Source organism: Ensifer sesbaniae (genome assembly GCF_013283665.1).
GTDB lineage: Bacteria > Pseudomonadota > Alphaproteobacteria > Rhizobiales > Rhizobiaceae > Ensifer > Ensifer sesbaniae.
This window is the reverse complement of the sequence record NZ_JABEKU010000002.1, coordinates 1610976-1635081: the sequence shown is the minus strand read 5'-3', so window position 1 is coordinate 1635081 and position 24106 is coordinate 1610976. Positions and strand designations below refer to the sequence as shown.

The window sequence follows — 24106 nt, the reverse complement described above, 5'->3', positions numbered from 1 at the left end:
TCTCGCAAACAAGGGGTCCGGTGTTGCCAATCGTGCCAGTTCGCGCCACTCTGAGTTTCGTCTGGCTAATTACAAAGTATTTGCTAGTTGGTTATCTGGCGAATTTCGGACGAAAGTCAGAACTCGCACCTGAACCGGGGGCCAAACCATGAATAGCATGAGAGACCGCCAAGAAGGCTTCGAAAAGAAGTTCGCGATGGACGAGGAATCGAAGTTCCGGGCCATGGCACGCCGCAACAAACTCTTCGGTCTATGGGCCGCTGAACAGCTCGGCAAAGCCGGCGCGGACGCCGACGCCTATGCGAATGACGTGGTGCGCGCGGACTTCGAGGAAGCCGGAGACAACGACGTATTCCGAAAAGTACGCGCCGATTTCGACGCAGCTGGCGTCGACAAGTCCGATCATCAAATTCGCGGCGTTATGGACGAACTATTGGCGACCGCCGTCGACCAGATCAGGAACGCGTGAATACTATTGGCTACGACAGAATGCCAACCCTGAGGAAACACGTGAACCGCGATTTACCGACGATGCGGTTTGCCTTGCTTCAACCGTGACAAGCATCAGGTGACAGTGCGGCAGTCGGAGATGTCTGCGGGCATGTCTCGCTGAGTATCGAGCCATAGAGTAATCGGCGGTTCTGGCGGTGCAGGAAACCCGATGAGAACGACATTTACGAAATAGCCCTCCTCAAGAATCTGACAAAGCCTCGCCCGGGTTCCAATCATCCCGTTAGCGCTGCAGCTTGGTACCGCGAGACGGCTACCCGTACCGCGATCCCTCGATCGCGCTGAGCGGCAGGATGATCGAGAGCCGCGGCAGTCGCACGCCATTCGGCGCGATCGCCACGAGCCCATCGCTTCCATTACAAGGCTGCGGACGAACACCTGCCGTAAAACTCGCGGCGAAGACCGGGCTTGAACTCGACGTCTCTCAGGTGGCCTGCTACGCCACCTACAGGGCCGAACCGCTCATGCTGGTGGACGTGGCGGCCAACCTCCCAGGGAAACGCCCTGATATCGACGTCGGGAGTTCTGAAGGAACATTGCGTGCCAATGCCGGTTTATTAGATGTCGGTGATCATGATGCGGGGTCATCGGCGGGCTCTGATCTCCCCTTCCCCCACTGGAGCCCGGATAACGCACTTGGCCCCGTTGTCGCCTTTCGGGGCCGTTTTCTTAGGCGAACGAGCATCCTCCAATAGGAACAACTCCGCATAAAACGAGTTGGAATTCCATAGGAGTTCCAGCGATGATTCTGATCCCACCAGAACTTGACTGCCGAGGTGGCGAGGGTTCGGATGCCTCGGGTCTGATCGCCTCCATTAAGGACGCGTTGGCGGCGGAAGCACCCTTTGACACGACTAACCTTTGCTTCAGGGTGCTTGGAAACGGCGTCGTTATTGAAGGAATGGTCAACGCCCCCGGCGGCGACGAGTTCATCCGGCGCGTCGCGGAGGACATCGCAGGATCTGACCGCGTTCTGGTGCGCGTCGGCTGCCCACGTTCCACCCAATAACTACGGAGCGCAAAACTCGCTCGGATCACCAATCTGGGCCTATACCCCGAAATCTAACGTAGCGAATCCGACATCAGCGGCTTTCTGGCGCGGTGCCTTACAACTTCTGGATCCTCGCTATGCGAGGAAGGCAGGGATGCCAAAAAGCAATAAGCGCCTGACGAGGCCGAGCGAAATTTCGGATTTCGTAGCTGTGATGATCGCTGCTAGCTTGCGACATCTGCGCCGTCGGCCATCATATGTCCGTTGATGGCGCGATGGTCCGAACCAGTCAAAAGAGCCAGAAAGTATGGACTTATTTCAGGAGACGCTAATTCCCTTAAGACCAATGCGCGAAAGATGACGAAAATGTCAGCAAGATATCTAACTCTTCGGTCGGACGGCGCGGTCTGGGAGACTGAGCTGAGCCAGGAAATCGCCGCGGCGCTCGCTACGCTTCCGGATGACCCCTCGCTTTACTTTGATCTCGGCGAAGCTCACCTGTTCATTCCGCTCGACCAGCTCGTTAACGCGCGTATGCGTGAAAGAGGCATCGTCAATGCAAACCGGCATATGCAGACAGCGTCGAAATGCAATCAGGGGAAACGGAAACCGCTCACCGTTCGTGCCTTGGGGAACGGACTCTGGCTCGTGGTGGACGGCAATTCGACTTTGATCAACGCTCGTCACTCAAATTGGCGGGCGGTACCCTGCAACACTGGATGACCAGACACCTTTGGGACCTCTTGTCCGCCGTGGAAGGACACACGGTCGTGCCAAGCAAGCGTGCAATCGATGAAGTCGTCGAGCGTCACCGCGCAGGCCTTGCACCCGCGCCGGGACGTGATCGGTGAACCGAGAAGCTCGCGAGCTTTTGCTCACCGCCGCCGACTGCAACCGAAAACATTCCAGTCATACATTATCCAACTGCCAACGCACACAACGAGGGCAGCGGTTCACAGTGCGATGGTTTGCGGATGAGTTTCGGTTCACGCTGATGCAGCGAGCGTCAAAGCCCCACATTCTCGGGCCACGCGAAGACGATATTTGGGGAGCGCCAGATCGGACCGTGATCCGTATATTCGCCGATCCGCTTGCCACCAAGTGCTTCGTAGAAAGCCATGGCAGGCACGTTGCCATCGACCACGCCCAGGCCGACTCCGGGGAACCCTCTCTCCCGTAAATGCGAAGCAAGCTTTGAGAGCAAGAGGCGGCCGATGCCTTGGCGTTTGAGGTCCGGATCGACGTAGAGGTTCTTGATCTCGCCCAAGTCACCAAAGATTTCAGCTGAGGGTGCGCCGGCAGCGCCGATCGCGACCAGCATTCCCTCCAATTCGGCGAGAAGCACGATCTGGTCGGGATTATTCGCTGAGAGCGTTTCGCGCCAGGTGTTGCGACGACGGTTTTCATCAAGCGCGGCGTAAATCTCGGCTGGAGCAAGCTCGCGGTAGGTTTGTCGCCAGACCCGCACGTGGAAATGCGCGATTGCGTCCGCATCGGCCTGGATCGCATGCCGTATTGTCACCTTTTCCATCGTGCGCTTCCCTATTCCACCTGCGTCATCAGCCAACGCTGGAACGCCTTCAACGCAGAAGAAGGCTTGCGGTCCGTTGGAGTGGTGAACCAGTAGGCGACCTTGGATACATATCCAATTCCGCCAGGATTGACGAGGCTTCCGGCCCTCAGTTCCTCCTCGACGAGCTGCGGCGGAACGAGGGCCATACCCTGCCCAGAGATAGCGGCACGCAGCACCAGCGTATAATAGTCAAATCGCATGACGCCCTGTGGCTCAAGCTCCGGTGTCCCATGCTCCGCAACAAGGTCGATCCAGCGCAACGGGGTACCCGGATGTTCGATGATGATACCGCGCGCGGCATCCTCGATAGTTTCACAGGAGCCGAAGCGCGCGAGGTAAGCGGGTGCGCACACGAGCCGGACATCTTCGCCGAAAAGGTAGATCGAGTGTTCGTTCGCGAACGGTCCACGGCCGAAGCGGAACACTGCGTCCGGCTGAACCGCGGGATTGTCGGTCGCGAAAGTGGTATACTGGACGTCGATATCCGGGTGCTTCTGATTGAAATCTGAAAAGCGTGGCAAAAGCCAGCGATCGCCAAGGATGGGCAGCACCTTTAGCCTGAGCGTATGGGAATCCGGCTGCAGGCTCGCCGCCCTGAAAGCGGCCTCCTCCATCGCCTTGATCGCCACCTGTGCCTGTTCAAGATAAATCCGCCCGAGGTCCGTCGGCACCATGCCCGACGGCTTTCGCATGAACATCTGCGCACCGAGAAGGTTTTCCAGGGTCAGCAGCTGCTTACTGACGGCGCTTTGCGAAAGGTTGATGCTGTCGGCAGCCGCTGTCGTAGAGCCTCGCTCCGCAATCGCCAGCACTACGCGAAGGGCGGTCATCGAAGGCAGCGGCACTGAGGTATGAACCAAGAACATTCTCCGGCAAGGGGGCTAGTCGGTTTCGTCATAACGCTATCGCTTTTTCGCGTTTGTGCAAGCGGTCTCTAAAAGGCAACCTTTGCTCGGGAACTTACTTACCGAGGAGACCAGCATGACAGAACAAGCGACGTCGCTTTGGGGAGGCCGCTTTTCCAGCGGTCCATCTCCGGAACTCGCCGCGCTTTCGCGAAGCAATCCAAGTTTCTTCCGCCTGTCCCCTGAAGACATCGCCGGGTCTCGCGCCCATGCGCGTGAACTCGCACGCGCTGGCGTGCTGAGCGAGGACGAACTGCCGCGGATGCTGCAAACGCTCGATACGATCGCGGCCGATGTCGCAGCCGGCCGCGAGAAGCCAAAAGCCTCGGATGAGGACCTACACACCTTCCATGAGCGCTTGCTGATCGAACGGCTCGGAGCCCTCGGCGGCAAGCTGCGCGCCGGCCGCTCGCGCAACGACCAGACCGCTAACAATACGCGCCTTTACCTTCGCCGCACGGCGCGTCGACTGGTGAAGCTGGTCCTTACGGTGCAGGACGCACTCGCCACGCAGTCGAAAGCGCATATCGAAACGGTCATGCCGGGCTTCACCCATCTTCAGCCGGCTCAGCCGATATCGCTCGGCCATCACCTGATGGCCCACGCGCAGTCACTCAGCCGCGACATCGAGCGCTTCATCGACTGGGACCGTCGCTTCGACCGTTCGCCGCTCGGCGCCGCTGCGCTCGCCGGTTCGGCTTTCGCCCGCGACACCGAAAGCTCTTCGCGCGATCTCGGCTACGCCCGTCCCTGCGAGAATTCCATTGATGCCGTCGCGAGCCGCGACGTGGTCTCGGAGTTCCTGTTCGTCACGGCGATGTTGGGTGTGAACCTTTCGCGCCTATCAGAGGAGATTTGCATCTGGGCCTCGCGCCAGTTCGCCTGGGTGAGGCTGCACGATTCGTACTCGACCGGCTCGTCAATCATGCCGCAGAAGAAGAATCCCGATATCGCCGAGCTAACGCGTGGCATGTCCGGCACGATGATCGGCAATCTTGCCGGCATGCTCGCCACACTCAAGGCGATGCCGCTCGCTTACAACCGCGACCTAGCCGAGGACAAGCGCGCCCTTTTCGAGACGATAGATCTTCTCGACCTGATCCTGCCCGCTTTCGCCGGCATGGTCGCGACGTTGACCTTCGACACCGAGCGCATGACGGCCGATGCGCCACGCGGCTTCACGCTAGCGACCGAAGTGGCGGACTGGCTGGTGCGGCAGGGTATTCCCTTCTCGCATGCCCACGAGATCTCCGGCGCGACTGTGCGCTATTGCGAAGAGCGCGGCATGGACCTTGACGGGCTGACAGAGACCGACCTGCCGAACATCGACGAGGCGTTGACCCCGGCTGTGCTTAAGGTGATCGACCCAGCCCGGGCGCTCGCCGAACGTTTCGGCCAGGGGGGAACCGCTCCCGCCCGCGTGCGCGAGCAGATTGCGGCCTTCGCCGAGACCTGCAAAAAGCAGCGTGCCTGGGCCGAACAAAACCTCTCGGGTATTGCCCTTCTCCCCTTAACGGGAGCGGAATCATGACCGACACGCCCCTTCCCCATTCCAGCCGCGATGCCCATGATATCGCCCATCTCCAACTCGTCCCGCGCAAGCATGTGGGACGCAAGGTCTTCGCCGCCATCGTGCTCTTCCTGGTGGCGCTCCTGATCCGCGCCTTCGTCGTCGGCCAGATCGAATGGCCGGTCGTCGGCCAGTTCCTGTTCGCCCCGGTGATCATCCAGGGCATCTGGAATACGCTGCTGATGACGGTCGCGGCGATGTCGCTCGGCATCGCGCTCGGCGTCCTCATCGCGATCATGCGCATTTCCGGCAACCCGGTGCTCGAATACATCGCGCTCGTCTATGTCTGGATCTTTCGTGGCGCGCCGGCGCTCCTGCAGCTGTTGCTCTGGTTCAACCTCGCGCTGATCTTCCCGACGATGGGCATTCCGGGCCTCTTCGAATTCAACACCGTCGAGGTCATGACGCCCTTCATTGCCGCCATGCTCGGCCTCGGCATTCAGCAGGGCGCTTATACCTCGGAAGTCGTGCGAAGCGGCCTCTTGTCCGTGGACGCCGGCCAGTACGAAGCCGCTCGGACGATCGGCATGACGGGAATGCAGACGCTGCGCCGCATCGTGCTGCCGCAAGCCATGCGCGTGATGGTTCCGCCTGTTGGCAACGAGGTGATCAGCATGGTCAAGCTCACCTCGCTCGCCTCGGTGATCCAGTATTCGGAGATCCTGCACAATGCGCAGGTGATCTACTACGCCAACACTCGCGTGCTGGAGCTGCTGATGGTCGCAAGCTTCTGGTATCTCGCGATCGTCACCGTCCTATCCCTGATCCAATCCCGGATCGAACGCTACTACGCCCGCGGCACCCGCGGTCGCACGACGATCTGAAGGGGGCGCACATGACAAGCGAAATCCTGGTCAAGGCGGTTGACGTCTGCAAGAGGTTCGGCACATTCAAGGCACTCCATGAGGTGGGTCTGGAAGTGCGCAAGGGCGAGGTGAGCTGCATCATCGGCCCTTCGGGCTCCGGCAAGAGCACATTGCTGCGCTGCATCAACCTTCTGGAACGCATCGACTCTGGTGCGATCTGGGCCAATGGCGAGCTCATTGGCTACCGCCGGGACGGCAACAAGCTCTATGAGCTGAGCGACGTGGAAATCGCCCGCCAGCGCCGCAGCATCGGCATGGTCTTCCAGCGCTTCAACCTGTTCCCGCACAAGACGGCGCTGGAAAACGTGATCGAAGGGCCGGTCCAGGTTCTGGGCGAAAGCGCTAAGGCAGCGCGTGAACACGCGATGGAACTCCTGAAACGCGTCGGCCTCGCCGACAAGGCCGGCAACTATCCCGCGGAGCTTTCCGGCGGCCAGCAGCAGCGGGTCGCCATCGCCCGCGCGATGGGCATGCGCCCCTCGCTCATCCTGTTCGACGAGCCGACCTCCGCACTCGACCCCGAACTGGTGGCCGAAGTGCTCGATGTGATGAACGATCTCGCCGCCTCCGGCATGACGATGATCGTCGTCACCCATGAAATGGGCTTTGCCCGCAACGTCAGCAATACCGTCGCCTTCATGGACGGCGGACGGCTGATTGAGCACGGCCCTTCGGCGCGGGTCCTGACCCAACCCGACAACCCCCGCACCGCCGATTTCCTCAAGGCAGTGCAACGATAACCGCAAAAAACCGACAGGATGGGAACTAAGATGAAAAAAGCAATTCTGGCCGCCTCGACGTGCCTGTTCGCCTTTACCGCTCACGCACAGGATCTGCCGGAGAAATACAAATCCGCGGGCAAGCTTGTGGTGGCGAACACGCCGAATTATCCGCCGATGGAATATCGCGACCCGGCGACGAACGAACTGATGGGCGTCGACATCGAGCTTGGCAAGGCGCTGGCCAAGCAGCTCGGCACCGAGATCGAATGGTCCGAGATCGGCTTCGAACAAATGGTGTCTTCGCTGAACACCGGCCGCGCCGACCTTGTCTTGAGCGGCATGAGCGACCTGCCCAAACGGCGCGAGACCATGGACTTTGTCGACTATATGAGTTCCGGCGCGCAGTTTTATACCTCGGCCAAACGCAAGGATGAATTCAAGGAACTCACCGACTTCTGTGGCAAGACCGTTGGCATGAGCCGTCGCACCTCCTTCCCGGATGAGGCCAAGAAGTGGAGCACCGCCAATTGCGAAGCCAACGGCAAGCCGGCGCTTGTTATCGTCGGTACGGAAGGCTCGGCCGATGCCCGCGCCCAGTTGAAGCAGGGTCGCCTCGACGGCGCGGTCCAGGGGTCGGAAACCCTGCCCTACCTGCTGCAGCTTGAAAAGGACACCTACGCCATCGTCGGCGAGCCCTTTACCGAAGTTTATCAAGGCATCGGCTTCTCCAAGCAGACGCCCGAGCTGCGCGACGCGATTGCCGGCGCCCTGAAGGCCGTCATGGCTTCCGGCGAATATAAGACGATCTTCGAAAAATATGGTCTCGCCGCCAGCACACTCGACGGCGTGATGATCAACGGCGAAGCCGCAGAATAATCGCGGGGACGGCCCGGCGGGTCTGTCGGGCCCTCCCCTCGCCTCTCAAACGAGGACATCATGACACCTGATGCAGTCCAGAGCGGCCTGCAAGCGCTGCCGCATGTCGAAGCGCTTGCCGATTTTTGCGCCCGCCTTGTCCCTGCCGATCTGCCGGACAGGGTCGCCACCCGCACCAAATCCCACCTTCTGGATACGGTCGGCGCCGCGCTCGCCGGCACCCGCTCCGTCGAATTCCGCAAGGTACGTGCGCTTGCCGCACCGGGAGGAACGGTACCGCTTCTGGCCTCGCCGCAGCGGACCGGTCCGCGCGATGCGGCGCTCGCCAACGGCGTTGCCGCCCATGTCTTCGAACTCGACGATTCCGGAGGCTGCGACCATACGGGCGCCGTCATCCTGCCCGCGCTGATAGCGGCTCTGTCCTCTTGCCATGAGCCGGTCTCGGGCGGCGACCTGCTCTGCGCGCTGACGGCGGGCTACGAGGTCGGCCGCCGTGTGCTGGACGCCTCGGGCGGCTACGGCGTGCACAACGGCGCAGGCTGGCATTCGACTGGTACCTGCGGCACGCTCGCCGCCGCGGCGGCGGTCGCTCGGTTGCGCGGCTATGACAGCGCCCTATTTCGCCACGCCCTGACGTTGGCCACCAGCTTTTCCTCCGGCCTCTGGGCCTTCAATCACGACGGTAGCCAGGCGAAGAAAGTCCATGCCGGCCGGGCCGCCGAAGGCGGACTGCTCGCCACCGATCTCGCCGCCGCCGGCTTTTCCGGGCCCTCGCAGGTCTTCGAGGACGTCTGGGGCGGCTTCTTCCGCACCTATGTCCGGGATGCCGGCCAGCCGACCGAACTCTCCGCCGGGCTTGGAACGAACTGGAAGGTCGAACGGGCCTCGCTCAAACCTTACGCCGCCTGCCGCGGCGCGCATTCCGCCATCGACGCGGTCGGAGACATCCTCTCCGAGACCGGCCGCACTGCCGCCGACATCGCGAGGATCGATCTTCGCCTCAGCTCCTTCCTGATGGACATGTGCGGCCGGGTGCGACTGGAAACGCTTGCGGGCGCGCAAATGAGCCTCGGCTATGCGCTAGCGGCGCTCGTCGTCTTCGGTCGCGTCGACCTCGAACAGTATTCCGCCGCTGCCCGCAGAGATTCGCGCCTCGCCGTTGCTCTCGACCGCATCCGCTTCCATCCCGATCCGCATATACCGCAAATGGCCGAGCCGGAGGTGACCGTCACTTTCACTGATGGCGAAACCAGGACGGCGATGGTGCCGCGCGCCACCGGCTCCAGCGAGCGGCCAATGAGCGACGTCGCCATCCGCGCCAAGTTCGACAGCCTCGCGTCGATGGCCCTGCCGGCAGCGCGCGTCGCTGTTCTCGCCGATTTCGTCGGCGCGCTGGAAGGATGGGCGGACTGCCGGGGCCTACCCGAACTGTTGGTCTCGGACGAACCCGAAGCGCCGTTCTTTATCTGAGAAGGAAATTTCATGACCTATGATCTCAGCCCCCGCCCGCTCAATCCGGCGCCGCCAGCCCCCATCTTTGACTGGCCGCACGGCAAGAAAAGCGCTCTGTTCATCGGCTTCGACGTCGACGCCGAGACTGCCTGGATCGGCAACAATCACGCCAATGTCGACCGGATGGTGACGACCTCGCTGGGCGGCTACGACGCCCGGGTCGGGATAGCAAAGATCCTCGAACTGCTGGACATGCTGAACCTCAAGGCAACCTTCTTCATTCCCGGCTGGACTGCCGAGGCCCATACCGCCGCGTGTGAACCGATTGTCACTGCCGGGCACGAGATCGCCCATCACGGCTACCTGCACAAATGTCCGGATCGCAACAAGCTCGACGATGCAAAAGAGGAGATCGACCGCGGCATCGAAGCGCTGAAGTCCCGGCTCGGAGTGACGCCCATCGGCTACCGTGCGCCATCCGGCGAGAATTTCCCGGAACTGCTCGCCTATCTCGCCGAACGCGGTCTGCGCTATTCGAGCTCTTTTCGCGACGATATTCGCCCCTACCGCCATCACCTCGCCGATGGCCGGCCCGGTCTGGTTGAAATCCCCGTTAATTATGCGTTTGACGACTGGAATTTCGGCATGACGGGTCGGCTGGATGCGCGCCCGCTCTTCGGGCGGGACGCTATCCTACCCATCTGGCGCGAGGAGTTTGCCGGAACCCACGAGTGGGGCGGGGTGAGCACGCTTGTCCTGCATCCGCAGGTTTCCGGCCGGCCGATGCGGTGGCGAATTCTGCGCGACTTCCTCAGCGAGATCGCCGCGCGTGACGACGTTTGGATCGCCACCGGCGCGGAAATCCTCACGCACTACGAGACCGAAACCGAAGCAACATAGAATGTCGCTCGCCCGCCGAACCCGCGCGAGTGGACTTCAACCCACGGCAAAAGCGACGTTTACAATATCGCGATCGTTCCTGGGCGCTTTCGAAGCGGAGATCATCTTCTACCGCTCAGTTTCTCTTCCTCGAGTCCGTCGAAATCGTCGAATGCATCCGTGACGGCCGCCTGGCGGCAATGGCTATTCAGTTACCCTGTGAGGACGACTCTTTTTCGCCGCGATTAGCCGTGAAGGAACACACCGTATGTGCGACGCGCCAATGCCACGGCAGCCGCCAATGATCGTGGCTCCGCTCTCCATCCAACCGCAGGCGAAGCGAGAATAATTGTCGGCAGAGAGGTCGTGCCGGGTCCAATGCAATGTTTCGTTCGCCGCCCCCTCCTCCTCGGAAGCGAAAGCGTTCGCATGAACCCCTGTTCCACAGGATGATCGCGTTGACGACGAGGTTGAGGCCCGAGGCCGGTAGGCCATGGTTTCAGCGGCGCGATTCGCAACTCGCCCAGCTGGTGGAGAAAGACCGCGCGGGCAAGGGTATGACGGCTTTCGCCTTTGTTGAGGCATCCAGATAGTCGCAACAGAGGCCGGACAGAGGTCAGCACCCGACTACGCGCAATTACGGTGCCTGGAAAAATCCCCTCGCACTTGCGGGGGTTTCCACAGATGTCCAGTGGCAGGTCACCGCCCCTCGAAGCTATGAAGTGAACCCAGGATCGCAGACAGTCCGTGGTCGGAAAACTCCAATCAAAAACGGTCCAGTTTTTGGGGATCCGAGTATTCTCGCCTTGTCAAAATCAAATGCCAGAGCGCCAAGACCACGTCGCATTTGATACATGCAGAGGCGCGAAGCGGGCGCCGCTTTTGCAGCCTCCACTATATGTAGGCATGAACTTTTGCGTATGAGTTTTTCCATTAAGCGGGCAGCGCCTAGACACTGCCGACGCGAACTGTCGCGACAAATGAAAAAATTGACGGCTCTCTCAAGGTGCCGCGCGAAAATACCGAGGAAACCCCATGGCAGTAACGACGCCCTCAAGTGAGGAGCGCCGACGCGTGAACGTGCATGCATATTGTGTCCACAACTCACTCATGAAGGGGAACAAAATAAATGAGCCTGATTATTAGTGCTGCCTATCTTGTTGTTTTACTTAGTGCCGTTTTCGTGATTTTTCGCTGGGGAAACGTCAACTGCCTAGGGCCAACACCGGTCAATACATTTACACTTGTTTCACTTCTATTTACCGCAGGCCTGGACATGGGTCTGGTGATGTTACCGTTGACAGAGTTTCCAATGTATGCCGGTGAAGAGGCATACGGTTTTGCCAATCCGCTTTCCATCGAGTTCGGGATGTGGGGGCCTCTTGTCTGGATGATGTATTTTCTCTCGACCTTCTATTTCGTTATACTGGAGCCGAAGCTAAAGATCTTTGAAACCCCTTCGGTGAAGTGGGTGTACAACCTTACAATCATCGCGACATGCGCTTTCACCTGCTATCTCTTTCTCACAGCGCTTCCGAGCTACATCCCTGCGCTGCCGGTATGGGCCCGCTGGCTGCTGGCCATTGCCGTGATCATGATTTCGGTTCATTCGAGTTCGGACGTTAACTTCATGAAATGGCTGGCAATCCTGTCAACCTGGATGTTTGGGATTCTGATGTTCGTAGCACTGGTTGCTGTTGCCTACTTCCACAGCGAAACGGGGCTCTCCGCCTTTGGGGCAAATCTGCTACAACTGTCCGAGTATTTCACCAATCTGCATCGTTTCGTTAGCCCGATTAGCTCGTACCACGAGTTCTACCTTTTCTGGTGGTTCTCCTGGAGCATCATGATCGGCCAGTTCGTATCGGGGTTCGTCGGAGGGTTGCGGGCCTGGAAGCTTGCCGGAGCGATGGTCATCCTGCCGGCAATACCACTCGGCATCTGGTTCTGCGTACTTTACATCTACTTCGACCGGCGCATCGCGATTCCAGATTGGCTGAACTGGTTCATGGTCATGGTCGGCGTCATCTTTGTCGTCAATTCACTGGATTCGCTGATCCGGTTGTACAGCCGCAATCTGAACTGGGGTGTCGAGCGATTGGGTCGCCAACGCTATTACCTGCTGCATTTCTTCATTCAGGTTGTTTTGGTTTTAGCATACCAGTTCACGCCTTTCCGTATTGAATGGGTCGGGGTGGTGGTCATCGGCCTCTACGCCTTGATCTATGCCGCGATGGGCATGCGCAGCCATCATGTTCGCGACGCGATCGGAAGCTCGCGTACTTCCCGGCCGATCCAAGCAACGCCAAACGTATAACGACATTTAACGGATAGGTGCTGTCACGTTTGAAGCGTTGACGCACGAAGCCATTTGCCGTTTTTCAGGCGGTTCGTATCGCTACGGCCGTTTATTCTGCGATGGCCTGAAGACGGTGGGCTCGAATGTAATGTGCGGGACGGCTGGAAAGGGAGGGAAGGAAAAGATTGCGGACAGGCGAATAGATCGAAACGAACCGCTGCGGCGATGCGATCGACCGGAAGCCTTGCCGTGTTCGCTCCCGCTTCCGAAACGGCAAGTGCGAATTTTCGGCCCGGCCATTCAGGCCTTTATGGGAGCGGTGCTCGACCTCCGGCATTCCTGGCGTCTCGCGGCCCCATAGGAGCGCAACTTGTCAGTGATCATACGCTTCGGCATCATACCCTGTTTCTTCAGCAGCCGGGTCAGCAATCGCTTGGCGACCTTGGTGTTGCGGCGGGTCTGGACGATCTCGTCAAGAACGTAACCGTCCTGATCAACCGCTCGCCACGGACCGCGCCGCGATCATTGATGTCATCACTGACATAGCGGCTGGCGCCGATCGGCATCAATGGGACCGCGTGCGCGCCGCGTTCGCCGATACGGTCACGCTGGACTACACCAGCCTGTGGGGCGGCGCGCCGTCCACGTTATCTGCCGAGGATGTCGTCGAACAGTGGTCGGGCCTTCTCCCCGGTTTCGACACCACGCAGCACCTCGTTACCAATCACGCCATATCGACCACCGCAGCCGATGCGGCTGTCGCCGAAGCGGACTTCCAAGCCGCTCACCGGCTGGGCGGGGAAATGTGGATCCTGATGGGGCGCTATCACTACGATCTGGTAAAGCGCGACGGCAGCTGGCGGATCACACGGCTGGTGATGACCTGGACCCACGAGAGCGGCGACAGGGGGCTAGTCGAGAAAGCCGTGACCCGAGCCAGCCGCCTCGAATGAACGAGGCCCTGCAAGGCGCTGAACGGGTGCGGTCCGGCTGTCCGTATCTCCGCATTTCCCCGTATGTCGGTCCAGACGAGCGGGTTTTGGGGGTGGCCAGCAAGACCGACCCCAGATCGAAATGTCACTGTCCGACGACGACGTGATGGGCGCCATGGGGAACAGGAACGCGGCCGAGCCTTTCGAGCGCGGGGCGTTCGCCGCGTACCACGCGAAAAACTTCGAGACCCGCACCGCTGTCAGCATCCGCGCCAGCATGGCCCTCGAAAACAGTAGCGAGGAAATGGTCGCCGGTCAGGTCGAAGCTGCCGCCCTCCGGCAGAACGCCGTTGACCGGATAGTCGGCGACCTTGGCGATGGAGCCCGTCTCCGGCTCGAAGGTGAGCAGGGTAACACTTGCCTCGCGTTGGAAACGCGGCGATTCCTGAAGGAAGGGCGTGCCACGCATGTTGACCGTGGCAACCAGGCGTCCATCGGGGCTGATCGCAATGCCCTCCGCAGAAACATCGGTCTCGGCACCGCTGATCCTTTCGTGCCGCGCATCACCGTTCTGGGCTTGCGGATCGGCGATGCGAATGACGCTGATCGATGAAGGCGTCTGCGGAAGCCGCCCCTCAAGGTCGGAAGCGGTGAAGTCCCGACCCCAGTCGGACGTCAGATAGTAGCGGCCATCCGGGGTGAAGCGACCGACGAATGGATCCCGCCCGACCTCGACGATGTTGCCCCAAGATCGCACGCTGAGAGCTCCGTTTTGCTCCGTCACCGCAAAGAACGCGACCCGGTTCTGCGTGTTTATGTTGACGGCTAGAAAGCGACCGCTCGGATGCCATTGGACATTCGTCGCCGTAATGCCGCCGCGCGGTCCGGAAGACGAGCCCTCCACGCCGAGATCGCCCAGGCTGAACCGCGCGACTTCCCCGAACCTGCCGTCGGCGACGGCAGCGATCTGAAGATAGCTCGCGTCCGGGGTATTCGAGACGACCGCCACCCTGTCACCTTGTGGGCCGACGGAGAGCGCCTCAGGGAACGGGGCGATCTCAATCGTATCCGCGATCACCGGATTTGCCTTGTCGCTGAGGTCGACCGCGAAGAGCCGGTTCCCCGGCGAGAGGTCCCGCACCGTCTCTCCACCGGCCGGCCGTTCACCGAGCCGCTCCACCACGAAAGCGGTCGCGCCGTCCGGCGTGAGCGCGATGACTTCCGGCGCCGCAGTGACGGAATTCGACACGTTGAGCGAGGCGGTGCGCACCGTACCATCCTCGATCGTCAGAATGGTAAGTCTGTCGCGCAGACCAGCCCCCGCAGGTGCGAGCCGGCCCATCGCGTAGGTTTGGGCAACGAACTCGCCATCCGAGATCACCGCGATCGTGCCGGCGGAAAGCTCTGGTAGGAAACCCGGTAGGTCTGTTGTCGCAGATACCCCGGTGGTGCTGCTTATCAACGCCGCAACACAGGCGGCTCCAAGGATAATTCGCATTTCTGATCCCTTCGGCTATTCATCGTGCTGTCGACGTGCTTGTCAGGGGCGATCATCGCTGCGATCTTCATAAGAATCCAATCGGAATATCACCACCTGTGATAAGGACTTTGCATCAATAATGGACATTCGATCGCTCGCCTGCTTCGTCTCCATCGCCGAGACCCTAAGCTTCCGTCGCTCCGCCGAGCGGCTTAACATCACGCAGCCAGCCCTCAGCCAGCGCATCCGTGCGCTCGAAGCGGAGATCGCCGTTCGCCTTCTCGAACGTGATCGCCGGCATGTGGGCCTCACGCCGTCGGGCGCCGCCTTCCTGGAGCCGGCGCGCGCTGCCGTCGCGAACGCGAATCTCGCGAAGCTTCAGGCAAAGCGGGCGGCAGACGGTGAAGTCGGAGTCCTACGGCTCGGCTTCACAGTGATTGCATTCTACAGCGTGCTGCCCGAGGCGGTGCGCGCCTACAGGGCTCGCTACCCTCAGGTGGCCGTAGAGCTCACGGAAATGGTCTCACCGCTGCTCGAGAGAGCGCTGGAGGAAGGCAGCCTCGATTTGGGCGTGCTTCATCCGCCACTGGAGGCGAGAAATCTCGGCAAGTGTGCCTTGCCGGATCAGCAACTCGTCCTTGCATTGCCGCAGGCGCATCCCCTCGCTTCATGCGAGCGCATCTCGGCTAAGGATCTGGCGGGGCAGCCCTTCCTCCTCCCGCCGCGGTCTGTCGGGCCACGCATCTACGATCGTTTGATCGCCTATTTTCAGAAACAGGGGATCAACCCGAGGGTGGTCCAGGAGGTGACGCCAATGACAACGCTTACGGCCTTCGTGTCGGCCGGCGAAGGCCTGGGCTTCGTCACCGAAGGAATAGCCGCGGTTCCACGGCCCGGTGTTGTCTTCCGTCCCCTCTCGCCCGCGCCTCCCTCGCTCCCGATGGCCGTCGCCTGGCGCGGGAAAATGCTCCCCTCAGTCGGCCGCCGCTTCCTGGATGTTTTCGAGGACGTCCTGGGCGCATCGGCCGCGAAGCCGCTCGAGGCCTGATATCCGGCGATCGGCGTTTGCCGAACGGCGCACTGGCGACCGACGATGTCACCTTGGTCGCTACCAGGCCTCTGCCGATGAAGGAGGTGCCGACACATGGGGTTCGAGCACCTGGCTTGTGGCCATCGTGTGTGCCGGCCGTCGGCGAAATCTATAGACGGCCGCGGGCGGAACGTTCGCCCACGTGCCACCAATCTGGGTCGCTTTAAGCCCAAGCCGATCCAAGAGCGGACTCGACACCGGGCATCTTGGGCCATAGGTGAACTGGTAGAACGCGCCGTTGGGCCGAAGGTGACCGAACGCTCCTTCCAAAATTCTGATGACCTCGCGTGCTGACATCGAAAGGAGCGGCAAGCCGCTAACGACCGCGCCGGCACCGCGCTGGCCGAACAGCTCGATATGGCGGAGCTGAGTCGCATTCATGCGGAGCGTATAAGCCTGGGGAAAGCGGAGTTGGAGAAGTTGGGCGAAATCGAAACTGGACTCGACGAGCGCAAGTTGATCCTCGGGAACACCGCGGGCGATAAGCGCGCGGGTAAATACGCCGGTCCCCGCGCCAAGCTCGATGACCGGCCCCGTCGCGGCTGAGATTTCCCTGGTCATCACGTCCGCCAGGGCCATCCCTGAGGGTATGACCGCGGCGACGCGAAGCGGATCAGATAGCCAGGCGCGGAAGAACCTGACAAGATCGCTCAGGGGATCGGCGTCCGGCTTTTGGGCCTCACTGGTCACCGGCTGACATCCTCTCGATTGCTGCCCGTCCGGCGCGCCGCCGCCAGCGAGTCCAGATCACGAGTGCGACACCCTCTGAAACCAGCAGCAGCACCAACACACTCAGTGCCAGAGCAGAGGCATTGGCGGCATCAACCACGGTGGAGGTTGCAAAACCCAATCCGATGAACACGCTGTTCCAGAGTGCAACGCCGCAGGCGGAACCCGTCACAAAAACGGCTGTCTTCACACGCAGGAGCCCGGCCAGCCCGGGAGCAAGCAGCCTGACGGTCGGGACGAGTTGTGCGGCGAACGTAAACATTGTCCGGTTGTCGTGCAGAATCGCCGTCCAGCGCTCGATGCCTGCATTCGACACGCCGAAGAGACCGCCAGTCCGGCAGAGAAGCGCCCGTGATCGCGATTCTCCAAGTGCCTTCGCCAGCAGATAACAGACGACACAGCCCACAACGCCGCCGGTGATTGAGGTGGTAAGAGCAACAGGGAGCGACCAAGTGCCTTCCGCCGTGGCGATGCCCACGGCGACAAGAAGGCCGTACGAGGGCAGCACAGGTACGAAACGTTCAGCGAGGGCGATGCCGAATAGCCCCGCTACCCCGTACGTCGCGACCCAGGTCATGACGTCGCCGATCGGATCGATATCCATGGGTGTGCCCTCGCAGTCAGTTTGCCAACGTTTGCGTAGACGAGGGCTTTACCGGCAGATCGATCCTCGACACCGCCGAGCCAAACAGCGTTCCGATGAAAAGCTCCCCGTTCCAAAAGATCGCATTGGCTGGCGCGGCCGCTTCACCCGTTCCGCCGTGGAGTTCCTGCAGAACCTCGCCTGTCCGGTCGTCGATGACGGCGACAAATCCGTTCGGAGCATTGCGTGTGAAGAAGGAATTCGGCAGCCGCGACATGACGTGCCGCATGAACCAGCTTGGCAGGACGCTTTCATCGAGCACGGGGGTGCGGTGATAGGCGGCAAGCAGCATCCTGCCGTCGCCGAGCCCGGTCAGGCCGTCGGCCAAGCCTTGCAGATTGTCGATCAACGTTTCACGCTCGCCGGCACGAGGGGCGTCGAGCCAAATGCGCGACAGCCGGTACCGATTGGTCTCCGCCACGATGATCGACTGTCCGTCCCGGCTGATGGCGATGCCGTTGGGGAAATAGAGCCCCTCCGCGAGCACGGAAGCGGCCCCGCTGCGGGTATCGAAGCGGATTACTCTGCCGAATGGACGCCCCTCCAGAAGGTCGGGCACGCCGTAGGTGCCTTGAACGCCGATGGTGGAGACGTTGTAGCGGCTGCTCGCATCCGAAAAATAGATGATCCCGTCCGTATCGATGGCGAGGTCGTTGGCGAAGAGGATTGGCGTGCCATCGACCTCGGTCAGCAGGCTTGTGACCTCACCCCCGGGCGAAACCGCCTGCAGCCCGATGCCGTGATTGGCCACGTAGAGAACGTCATCGGCGCCGACCACCAATCCCAACGGGCGTCCGCCGACCTCGGCAAACCGCTCGAAGCGCGGCCTCTCGGCGTTGAGGTCTGCACGCCAGATCGTCCCATCGACGGTCCCGGCGAAGATGCGGCCCCGTCCGTCGATGGCGACGTCTTCCGGTCCGCACAGAGTCTCGCCACCGACCGGGCGCGCTTCGCGCAATGCGGTGTTGCGTGTGTTCTGCGACTGCGCGCCCGGTGTCCATGTTGCCGGTGTGAAATCCGACGACTGGACCATGATGGCGAACGCCAGGATGAGAAGAACGGCAGCCATCGCTGTTACTATGGCAGAGCGTCGAAGAATGACCTGTAGTTTCATGCCGAACGACCCGATTTGCACGACGATACAAACAAGGTATATCGTTCGGTTGTGCTCGATAATTCAGCCATTATTGCACAAGCTGATCACAGGAGCTTCACAATCACGGCGTCAAAGGGTTGACGGACAACAGCCGGCGAGCGTGAGAAGGCAATGCGAAGGCCAGGTGATGCTGAGGCGAACGGAGACTGATGCAGTTGCGGCGTTCATAAGGGTGGCGGACCGCAGGAGTTTTCGCGCCGCCGCAGCCGATCTCGGCGTCTCACCCTCAGCCGTCAGCCAGATGATCAAGGCGCTTGAATCCAGTCTCGGTACCGCACTGCTATCCAGGACCACGCGGAGTGTCGGACTTACCGAGGCGGGGATGCTGTTTCTGGAGCAGGCGCGCCCGGCGCTCGAGAACCTCGAAGCCTGCTTCACGGCATTGAAGATCTACAGCGGTCGCCCATCAGGAACCCTGCGGCTCAATGCATCCCGGGGCGTCATTCCGTTCCTTCTCGATCCGATGCGCGAATTCTGTGAAGTCTTTCCGGACATCGAGGTTGAGCTCTTTGCCGAAGATGGGCTGTCGGACATCGTCGCCAACGGCTTCGACGCAGGTATCCGGCTCGGAGAACGACTACAGCCCGACATGGTGGCCGTGCGGCTGTCGCCGTCCTTCCCGTTCATTGTCGCCGGTTCGCCTGACTATTTCGCTGAGTTTCCGAAACCTGAACGACCGGAGGATCTTGCCTGCCATCGCTGCATCCGGTTCCGCCTCAGCAGTTCCGGAAAGATCGTCAACTGGACGTTTCGGGACGGAAAGCGGACCTACGAAGTCACAGTGAAAGGCCCGATGATCCTGAACGACACTCCGGTCATGGTGGCGGCCGCGCTCAAGGGACTTGGCCTGATCTACGTGCCGGAGCCGGTCGTTCACGAGCCTCTCGCCTCGGGGCGGCTGATTGGCGTCCTGAACGATCACGCGATGGAGTCACCCGGTCTCTTTCTCTACTATCCGAAGCGAAACTCGCTGCTGCCCAAGCTGCGAGCCTTGGTGGAGTTCGCTCGTGCCCGGGCGCAGGACCCCGAGCGCGAGGCCTTTATGTCGAGGATGCCCTAGGCGTCCACAAACTGCCGGTCACGGTTCGTGGCGCGTAAGCGTTTCACTCACTTCAAGTAGCGTGCGCCGCATCCAGCCATGACCCGGGTCGCTGTCGTTCCGCCGGTGCCAGAGCATCGTCTCCTCATATCCGGAATAGTCGAACGGCACTGGGAAAGATCGTACCCCAGGCCAGCTGGCGAGATTAACCAGATTGGCCGACAAGGTGCAGATCATGTCGGTGCGCGCAATGATTGCTGGCACGGCCAGTGCATAGGGCAGACTCATCACGACGTTGCGCTTTAGGCCTCGATCGTCCAGCATGCGATCGACATAGCCCTTGAGGTCGCCGACATGGGTCACCAACAAGTGCGGATATTTCAGATAGAGATCCAGCGTCAGCTCATCGACAATCTCGGGGTGAGAAGCCGACACGAGCGAAACCCAGTCGACGTGAAAGAGGGAAACCCGCTTTATGCTGGTCGGAGCGTCCGGCAGTATCGTAATCGCGAGATCAACGGATCCCTTCTCGAGCTGGTCGATCACGTCCTGGCGATGAAGACTTCGGATAACGATAGACGTCCTTGGCGCAACCTGCCGTAGGGTAGCCATAAGGCGCGGAGCCAGGGTGGCCGCAACGTGATCCGTCGTCGCAATCCTGAATACGCGCTGCGAACGGTCAGGTGAAAACTGCCCAAGGCCACCCAACGCGTCCTCTATCTGCCGCAGCGCCGCGCGGATCGGATCGGCAAGGTCCAAAGCCTTTTCCGTTGGACGAACCCCATCTGCGCTGCGGACGAACAGATCGTCGGCAAAGAGTTGCCGCAGATGCGCCAGACGCTTGCTCATGGCGGGTTGGCTGAGGCCTATGCGCGCCGCCGCGGCGCTCACGCTACCCTCGCCGAGCAGGGCGTCGAAGGCGACGAGCAGGTTCAGATCGACTGCGGCGAGGTTCATTGTAGATTTTCCCTGGGCAGAGCAGATATTACCTTGGGAAATATCGGAATGTCCAATATCGATTGGACGATTAGCGGCGGCAATGAGAGGAAGGGAGGTCAAGAACAAACGGAGCTGTATTTCATGCGAACATGTTCACGCATCGCCGTACTGGCGATGGTACTGGTGCCGGTCCTTGCACTTGCGGAGACATCAGAGACTGGAGCCGAGACGATCGTCGTCCTCTCCGATACCGACATGGTCCCGACCGTCTATGAGACCGGTGAACTTGGGCCTCCAGATTCTCGCCACCGGGACACGCTGTCCATCATCAGATCACCATTGAGCGAGGCGTCGCTGGTGACGCAGCTGGAAATATCGAACTCTACCTACGGCCCACCGGGCGCTCTCGATCTTTCGCCAGATGGCCGCTTTGCGTTCGTGGCGGAGACCTTCGGCCAACGGCCCGCGGGCGCGACACGCCTCGATGAACTGCCGCAAGGCGACGCGATCCGCTCGGTGAGGCTTGACGGCGATAGCCCGACGGTCGTGGACAGCGTGCGAATCGGCACACAGCCACAGGCTATCGAGGTCAGTCCTTCCGGTGACCTGATCGTCGCGATCACGGTCGATGCTGACCGGGAACTTTCCTTCGTTTCAAACAATGACGGCCACTTCGGGCTGGTCACCAGCTTCGGCCTCGACCTCGAACCATCAACTGGCTTCATTCCTCTGAAGTCGAGCTGGGTGCAGTGGCACCCGAGCGGTCGGTACATCGCGGTCAACCTCGTCGATCGCAACCAGGTTGCCTTCTACGAGGTCGTCCGCAATCAAGCCGGAGCGGTGTCCGATATCCGTCCCTGGGGCAACCGCGTGCAAACGAACAAGTTTCCCTTCGTCGGCCGGTTCTCGCCGGATGGTCGCTACTATGTCACCTCCGACCTGCAGTGGGGCACCGACACCGAGGGGTTCTACGGCGTGCGAGAGGGAATTCTGACGACCGTCCGGCTCGCCGATGTCGGCGCGTCCGGCGACAAAGCACGGCATACTGTGCCCCACATCATTGTCGGAGGATGGGGAGCCGAGACGATCGCCTTCAGCCCTGACGGCCGCTTCCTGGTCACGTGCAATCTGCGTGGAACCGGAAAGCCGGACGGATCGCGCGACTGGACCGAGCAGGCTTCACTCAGCCTCTACGAGCTGGAAAGCCAAACCGGCCGGCTGACACTTCATGGCGAATGGCCGGTCGCAGGGGTTCTTCCCCAAGGCCTGGCCTTCGATCGCGGCGGTCGCCACGTCTTCGTTGGCGTCAATCGGTATAGAAACCACAGCGCGTCGCCCGGCGGGGCGGTCGAAGTGTGGCGGATCATCTCCGAGGCCCGGCCGTCTCTCGCTGCGACGCAGGAACGCTTCAGGCTTCCGGCAGGTGTACATACGATAGTTGCGCAATGACCTTGACTGATCACTTTGCCACTTGTTGTCAGCTCTGTGCCGACCGAAAGCAGCGTGAGCTACGTCTGCGATCGTCCTTCCTGACTCGGTCTGGAAGAATCCGTGGCTGACGCGTGCGGTTTCTTCTTCGGCGCGGCGGCGCTGTTTCTTGGGATCAATGGCAGGCGCGCCATCACGGGCCGGCAAGTCGCCAAGCTGTCCCAAAAGGGCCGGTTGAAGATTTCGGTCGCAGTCTCGGTTCCTCTCATCGCCAAGGTCGAGGTCAGCTATCAGTGCGATTTCAATGCCAAAGCCGACAACGACAACGAGCCGAAGTGAGAAGCGCGCAAAAGGAACACGCACCATTCGTGATGAATGGTGTGTGTTCGGGCGTTTTCCAGCAGCGCCGGAAGCGGCCGTTCCTCAAGCAACGGAGCAGACGAAGGCAACCCGCGCCCGCCTTGTCCATGTCCGTGTCCATGTCCGGTTGTCCACGGCGCTGTGCTTCATCGAGCAAGGCTAGGTGCTTTTGTTCCAGTATCGTCATGCGGCGACGTATAATATGCTGCCTAATGTCGCGGAAATCCCGAATTTGGTTCGAGTTATGCGCCTGACTTCTGCGACATCCATCGTCGTCAGAGCCGCAATCCCATGAGTGATCGTCTCTTCGATCACCGGGCAGAACCGTCGAGCCGCAGGGAAAGCTGCACGCCGCCGCGCTTCAGCCGCGGCAGAGGCGGCGTCATGTCGATGCGCCCAAAGGTGCGCTTGCGCCACTCGGCTTCGCGTTCCCGCTTCTTCCGGGCGGCTGCGACGGCAGCCATGGCGCGTTCGATCACTTCTTCGGTATGGGTCATGGTTTCTGTCCGGTTCATGGGAAACCTCCATTTGTTCACGTTATGTTCTTATTTTGACACTCCAATGTCAACTCCCTTCACGCAACCGGCCGAATCGCAATCGCCGGGGGTCGACGATTCACGCTCCCCTCAGCGGCCGGCAGACAATCAACCCTCCATCGCCAAGGCACCGACGACCAAAAGATATGCCTCTTCCAAGAGGTCGATTTCCCTTGTTTTTCAACGTCGGCGGGCTCGTCGCGGGACCTGCGTCATTAACCTTCGCATTGCCGAATTAACCATTTGTTAACCATTTCGTCGGTACACCGAAGCAACGGAAAATTTACCAAGATGAACGACGTGTTAACTGAATCCCGGCCGATCCGCCTCAAGGGGCGCTCCTTCCTTGCTCTAGCGCTAACCCCCGAGTTGCCTCTCGAGGACTGGCTCACCCGGCTCGACGATCTGGCATCCCGCTCCGCCGGGTTTTTCCTGCGGCGGCCGGTCGTGCTCGATGTCGAGGGACTCGACATCGATCGTTCACAGTTGCGCGAACTCGTCGATCAACTGGGCAAACGCAACGTCCGGATCATGGGCATCGAAGGCGCACGCCAGTCGTTGCTCGGCGCCGATCTTCCGCCGGCGATGAATGACGGGCGTCCGGCAGCCGACTACGAAGCGAAGATGGCGGAGCAGGCCGAAAGGGCGGCCGAGGCCCCGGAGACGGCAACGCAGGCCGTCATCACGGCCGAGCCGCTTGCCGCCAAGGCAACGCCTTCGATCGTCGTCACCCAGCCGGTACGCTCCGGCCAATCGCTGTTCTTCCCCGAAGGCGACGTGACGATCGTCGGCTCGGTCGCCTCCGGCGCAGAGGTCGTGGCCGGCGGCTCGATCCACATCTACGGCGCGCTGCGCGGCCGGGCGATGGCCGGCACCACGGGCAATGCATCTGCGCGGATTTTCTGCCGCAAGCTCGAAGCGGAACTGATTGCGATCGACGGCTTTTACAAGACGGCCGACGAGATGGAGCCAAACCTGCGCGGCAAGGCTGTGCAGATCTGGCTCGACGGCGAAGCGCTCAAGGCGGGAACTCTCGGCTAGGGCGAGACGAGGACGAGTGCGGGCGGCCGCCGCCCGCATCCCGCTGATGATTTCGGTCGATCCGGCCCAAATCATAAGGACGCAGGCGAA

Annotated in this window: 26 protein-coding genes and 1 pseudogene; 17 read left to right on the top strand and 10 right to left on the bottom strand. The window is 61.0% G+C overall.

The features are described 5' to 3' along the window. Positions 1 to 148 precede the first annotated feature (148 nt). From BHMPCIPO_RS25410 to BHMPCIPO_RS25395, 4 genes are all read left to right on the top strand, one after another. A complete protein-coding gene (locus BHMPCIPO_RS25410; RefSeq protein WP_173519508.1) occupies positions 149 to 469 on the top strand; it encodes a DUF1476 domain-containing protein in 321 nt (106 codons plus the stop codon). A gap of 334 nt (positions 470 to 803) precedes the next feature. Then, positions 804 to 1205, top strand: coding sequence for a hypothetical protein (locus BHMPCIPO_RS25405; protein ID WP_173519507.1), 402 nt, complete (start codon positions 804 to 806; stop codon positions 1203 to 1205). A 47-nt stretch (positions 1206 to 1252) separates the two neighbouring features. Continuing rightward, entirely contained in the window at positions 1253 to 1519 is a 267-nt protein-coding gene (locus BHMPCIPO_RS25400) for a hypothetical protein (protein WP_173519506.1), read from the top strand. A gap of 348 nt (positions 1520 to 1867) precedes the next feature. Then, positions 1868 to 2224: a hypothetical protein gene (locus BHMPCIPO_RS25395; protein WP_173519505.1), complete on the top strand. Its 357-nt coding sequence runs from the start codon at positions 1868 to 1870 to the stop codon at positions 2222 to 2224. Between the two features lie 283 nt (positions 2225 to 2507). On the opposite strand, the gene BHMPCIPO_RS25390 is transcribed toward BHMPCIPO_RS25395, so the two are convergent. Both BHMPCIPO_RS25390 and BHMPCIPO_RS25385 read right to left on the bottom strand, forming a co-directional pair. Further along, the gene (locus BHMPCIPO_RS25390) at positions 2508 to 3032 is read right to left on the bottom strand and encodes a GNAT family N-acetyltransferase (protein ID WP_173519504.1); all 525 of its coding nucleotides are present in this window, start codon (positions 3030 to 3032) and stop codon (positions 2508 to 2510) included. A gap of 11 nt (positions 3033 to 3043) precedes the next feature. Further along, a complete protein-coding gene (locus BHMPCIPO_RS25385) occupies positions 3044 to 3940 on the bottom strand; it encodes a LysR substrate-binding domain-containing protein (RefSeq protein ID WP_173519503.1) in 897 nt (298 codons plus the stop codon). A 115-nt stretch (positions 3941 to 4055) separates the two neighbouring features. On the opposite strand from BHMPCIPO_RS25385, the gene argH reads away from it, so the two are divergent. The 6 genes from argH to BHMPCIPO_RS25355 are packed head-to-tail and all read left to right on the top strand — an operon-like array spanning position 4056 to position 10365. Then, positions 4056 to 5510, top strand: a complete 1455-nt coding sequence (gene argH / locus BHMPCIPO_RS25380) for an argininosuccinate lyase (RefSeq protein WP_173519502.1) — start codon at positions 4056 to 4058, stop codon at positions 5508 to 5510. Then, complete coding sequence (locus BHMPCIPO_RS25375; protein WP_173519501.1) at positions 5507 to 6373, top strand: amino acid ABC transporter permease; 867 nt, start codon at positions 5507 to 5509, stop codon at positions 6371 to 6373. Before argH ends, BHMPCIPO_RS25375 begins: the two co-directional genes overlap by 4 nt. Before the next feature lie 11 nt (positions 6374 to 6384). Beyond that, positions 6385 to 7155, top strand: a complete 771-nt coding sequence (locus tag BHMPCIPO_RS25370) for an amino acid ABC transporter ATP-binding protein (RefSeq protein WP_173519500.1) — start codon at positions 6385 to 6387, stop codon at positions 7153 to 7155. A 30-nt stretch (positions 7156 to 7185) separates the two neighbouring features. After that, positions 7186 to 8013: an ABC transporter substrate-binding protein gene (locus tag BHMPCIPO_RS25365; protein WP_173519499.1), complete on the top strand. Its 828-nt coding sequence runs from the start codon at positions 7186 to 7188 to the stop codon at positions 8011 to 8013. Between the two features lie 60 nt (positions 8014 to 8073). Then, a complete protein-coding gene (locus BHMPCIPO_RS25360; protein WP_173519498.1) occupies positions 8074 to 9483 on the top strand; it encodes an MmgE/PrpD family protein in 1410 nt (469 codons plus the stop codon). 12 nt (positions 9484 to 9495) lie between these two features. Continuing rightward, entirely contained in the window at positions 9496 to 10365 is an 870-nt protein-coding gene (locus BHMPCIPO_RS25355) for a polysaccharide deacetylase family protein (protein ID WP_173519497.1), read from the top strand. 183 nt (positions 10366 to 10548) lie between these two features. Here the strand turns inward: BHMPCIPO_RS25355 and BHMPCIPO_RS33140 are convergent, their stop codons facing one another. Beyond that, on the bottom strand, positions 10549 to 10839 hold the full coding sequence (locus tag BHMPCIPO_RS33140; RefSeq protein WP_376741698.1) for a homocysteine S-methyltransferase family protein: 291 nt from the start codon (positions 10837 to 10839) through the stop codon (positions 10549 to 10551). A 634-nt stretch (positions 10840 to 11473) separates the two neighbouring features. On the opposite strand from BHMPCIPO_RS33140, the gene BHMPCIPO_RS25345 reads away from it, so the two are divergent. Then, the gene (locus BHMPCIPO_RS25345; protein WP_173519495.1) at positions 11474 to 12661 is read left to right on the top strand and encodes a BCCT family transporter; all 1188 of its coding nucleotides are present in this window, start codon (positions 11474 to 11476) and stop codon (positions 12659 to 12661) included. 91 nt (positions 12662 to 12752) lie between these two features. Here the strand turns inward: BHMPCIPO_RS25345 and BHMPCIPO_RS25340 are convergent. Continuing rightward, positions 12753 to 13150, bottom strand: a pseudogene (locus BHMPCIPO_RS25340) (IS6 family transposase); the annotation flags it as partial. On the opposite strand from BHMPCIPO_RS25340, the gene BHMPCIPO_RS25335 reads away from it, so the two are divergent. After that, complete coding sequence (locus BHMPCIPO_RS25335) at positions 13072 to 13596, top strand: nuclear transport factor 2 family protein (protein ID WP_173520187.1); 525 nt, start codon at positions 13072 to 13074, stop codon at positions 13594 to 13596. The pseudogene BHMPCIPO_RS25340 and the gene BHMPCIPO_RS25335 overlap by 79 nt on opposite strands. Before the next feature lie 124 nt (positions 13597 to 13720). Here the strand turns inward: BHMPCIPO_RS25335 and BHMPCIPO_RS25330 are convergent, their stop codons facing one another. Beyond that, positions 13721 to 15073, bottom strand: coding sequence for a lactonase family protein (locus tag BHMPCIPO_RS25330; RefSeq protein ID WP_173519494.1), 1353 nt, complete (start codon positions 15071 to 15073; stop codon positions 13721 to 13723). Positions 15074 to 15194: 121 nt separating this feature from the next. Here BHMPCIPO_RS25330 and BHMPCIPO_RS25325 point away from each other — a divergent pair, with 121 nt between their 5' ends. Beyond that, the gene (locus tag BHMPCIPO_RS25325; RefSeq protein WP_173519493.1) at positions 15195 to 16103 is read left to right on the top strand and encodes a LysR substrate-binding domain-containing protein; all 909 of its coding nucleotides are present in this window, start codon (positions 15195 to 15197) and stop codon (positions 16101 to 16103) included. A 60-nt stretch (positions 16104 to 16163) separates the two neighbouring features. On the opposite strand, the gene BHMPCIPO_RS25320 is transcribed toward BHMPCIPO_RS25325, so the two are convergent. The 3 genes from BHMPCIPO_RS25320 to BHMPCIPO_RS25310 are packed head-to-tail and all read right to left on the bottom strand — an operon-like array spanning position 16164 to position 18586. Next, complete coding sequence (locus BHMPCIPO_RS25320) at positions 16164 to 16835, bottom strand: class I SAM-dependent methyltransferase (RefSeq protein ID WP_173519492.1); 672 nt, start codon at positions 16833 to 16835, stop codon at positions 16164 to 16166. Then, entirely contained in the window at positions 16825 to 17478 is a 654-nt protein-coding gene (locus BHMPCIPO_RS25315; RefSeq protein WP_173519491.1) for a DedA family protein, read from the bottom strand. The genes BHMPCIPO_RS25320 and BHMPCIPO_RS25315 overlap by 11 nt, the downstream gene beginning before the upstream one ends. A 16-nt stretch (positions 17479 to 17494) precedes the next feature. Beyond that, complete coding sequence (locus BHMPCIPO_RS25310) at positions 17495 to 18586, bottom strand: SMP-30/gluconolactonase/LRE family protein (RefSeq protein WP_173519490.1); 1092 nt, start codon at positions 18584 to 18586, stop codon at positions 17495 to 17497. Positions 18587 to 18629: 43 nt separating this feature from the next. Between BHMPCIPO_RS25310 and BHMPCIPO_RS25305 the strand changes: the two genes are divergently transcribed. After that, the gene (locus BHMPCIPO_RS25305; RefSeq protein ID WP_246304558.1) at positions 18630 to 19733 is read left to right on the top strand and encodes a LysR family transcriptional regulator; all 1104 of its coding nucleotides are present in this window, start codon (positions 18630 to 18632) and stop codon (positions 19731 to 19733) included. An 18-nt stretch (positions 19734 to 19751) separates the two neighbouring features. On the opposite strand, the gene BHMPCIPO_RS25300 is transcribed toward BHMPCIPO_RS25305, so the two are convergent. Next, complete coding sequence (locus tag BHMPCIPO_RS25300; RefSeq protein ID WP_173519489.1) at positions 19752 to 20669, bottom strand: LysR family transcriptional regulator; 918 nt, start codon at positions 20667 to 20669, stop codon at positions 19752 to 19754. 48 nt (positions 20670 to 20717) lie between these two features. Here BHMPCIPO_RS25300 and BHMPCIPO_RS25295 point away from each other — a divergent pair, with 48 nt between their 5' ends. Next, positions 20718 to 22100, top strand: coding sequence for a lactonase family protein (locus BHMPCIPO_RS25295; RefSeq protein ID WP_173519488.1), 1383 nt, complete (start codon positions 20718 to 20720; stop codon positions 22098 to 22100). A 102-nt stretch (positions 22101 to 22202) separates the two neighbouring features. Then, the gene (locus tag BHMPCIPO_RS25290; RefSeq protein ID WP_173519487.1) at positions 22203 to 22418 is read left to right on the top strand and encodes a hypothetical protein; all 216 of its coding nucleotides are present in this window, start codon (positions 22203 to 22205) and stop codon (positions 22416 to 22418) included. Between the two features lie 332 nt (positions 22419 to 22750). On the opposite strand, the gene BHMPCIPO_RS25285 is transcribed toward BHMPCIPO_RS25290, so the two are convergent. Beyond that, on the bottom strand, positions 22751 to 22936 hold the full coding sequence (locus tag BHMPCIPO_RS25285) for a hypothetical protein (RefSeq protein WP_057252114.1): 186 nt from the start codon (positions 22934 to 22936) through the stop codon (positions 22751 to 22753). Positions 22937 to 23266: 330 nt separating this feature from the next. Between BHMPCIPO_RS25285 and minC the strand changes: the two genes are divergently transcribed. Next, positions 23267 to 24016: a septum site-determining protein MinC gene (gene minC / locus BHMPCIPO_RS25280; RefSeq protein ID WP_173519486.1), complete on the top strand. Its 750-nt coding sequence runs from the start codon at positions 23267 to 23269 to the stop codon at positions 24014 to 24016. The last annotated feature ends 90 nt before the right edge of the window (positions 24017 to 24106 follow it).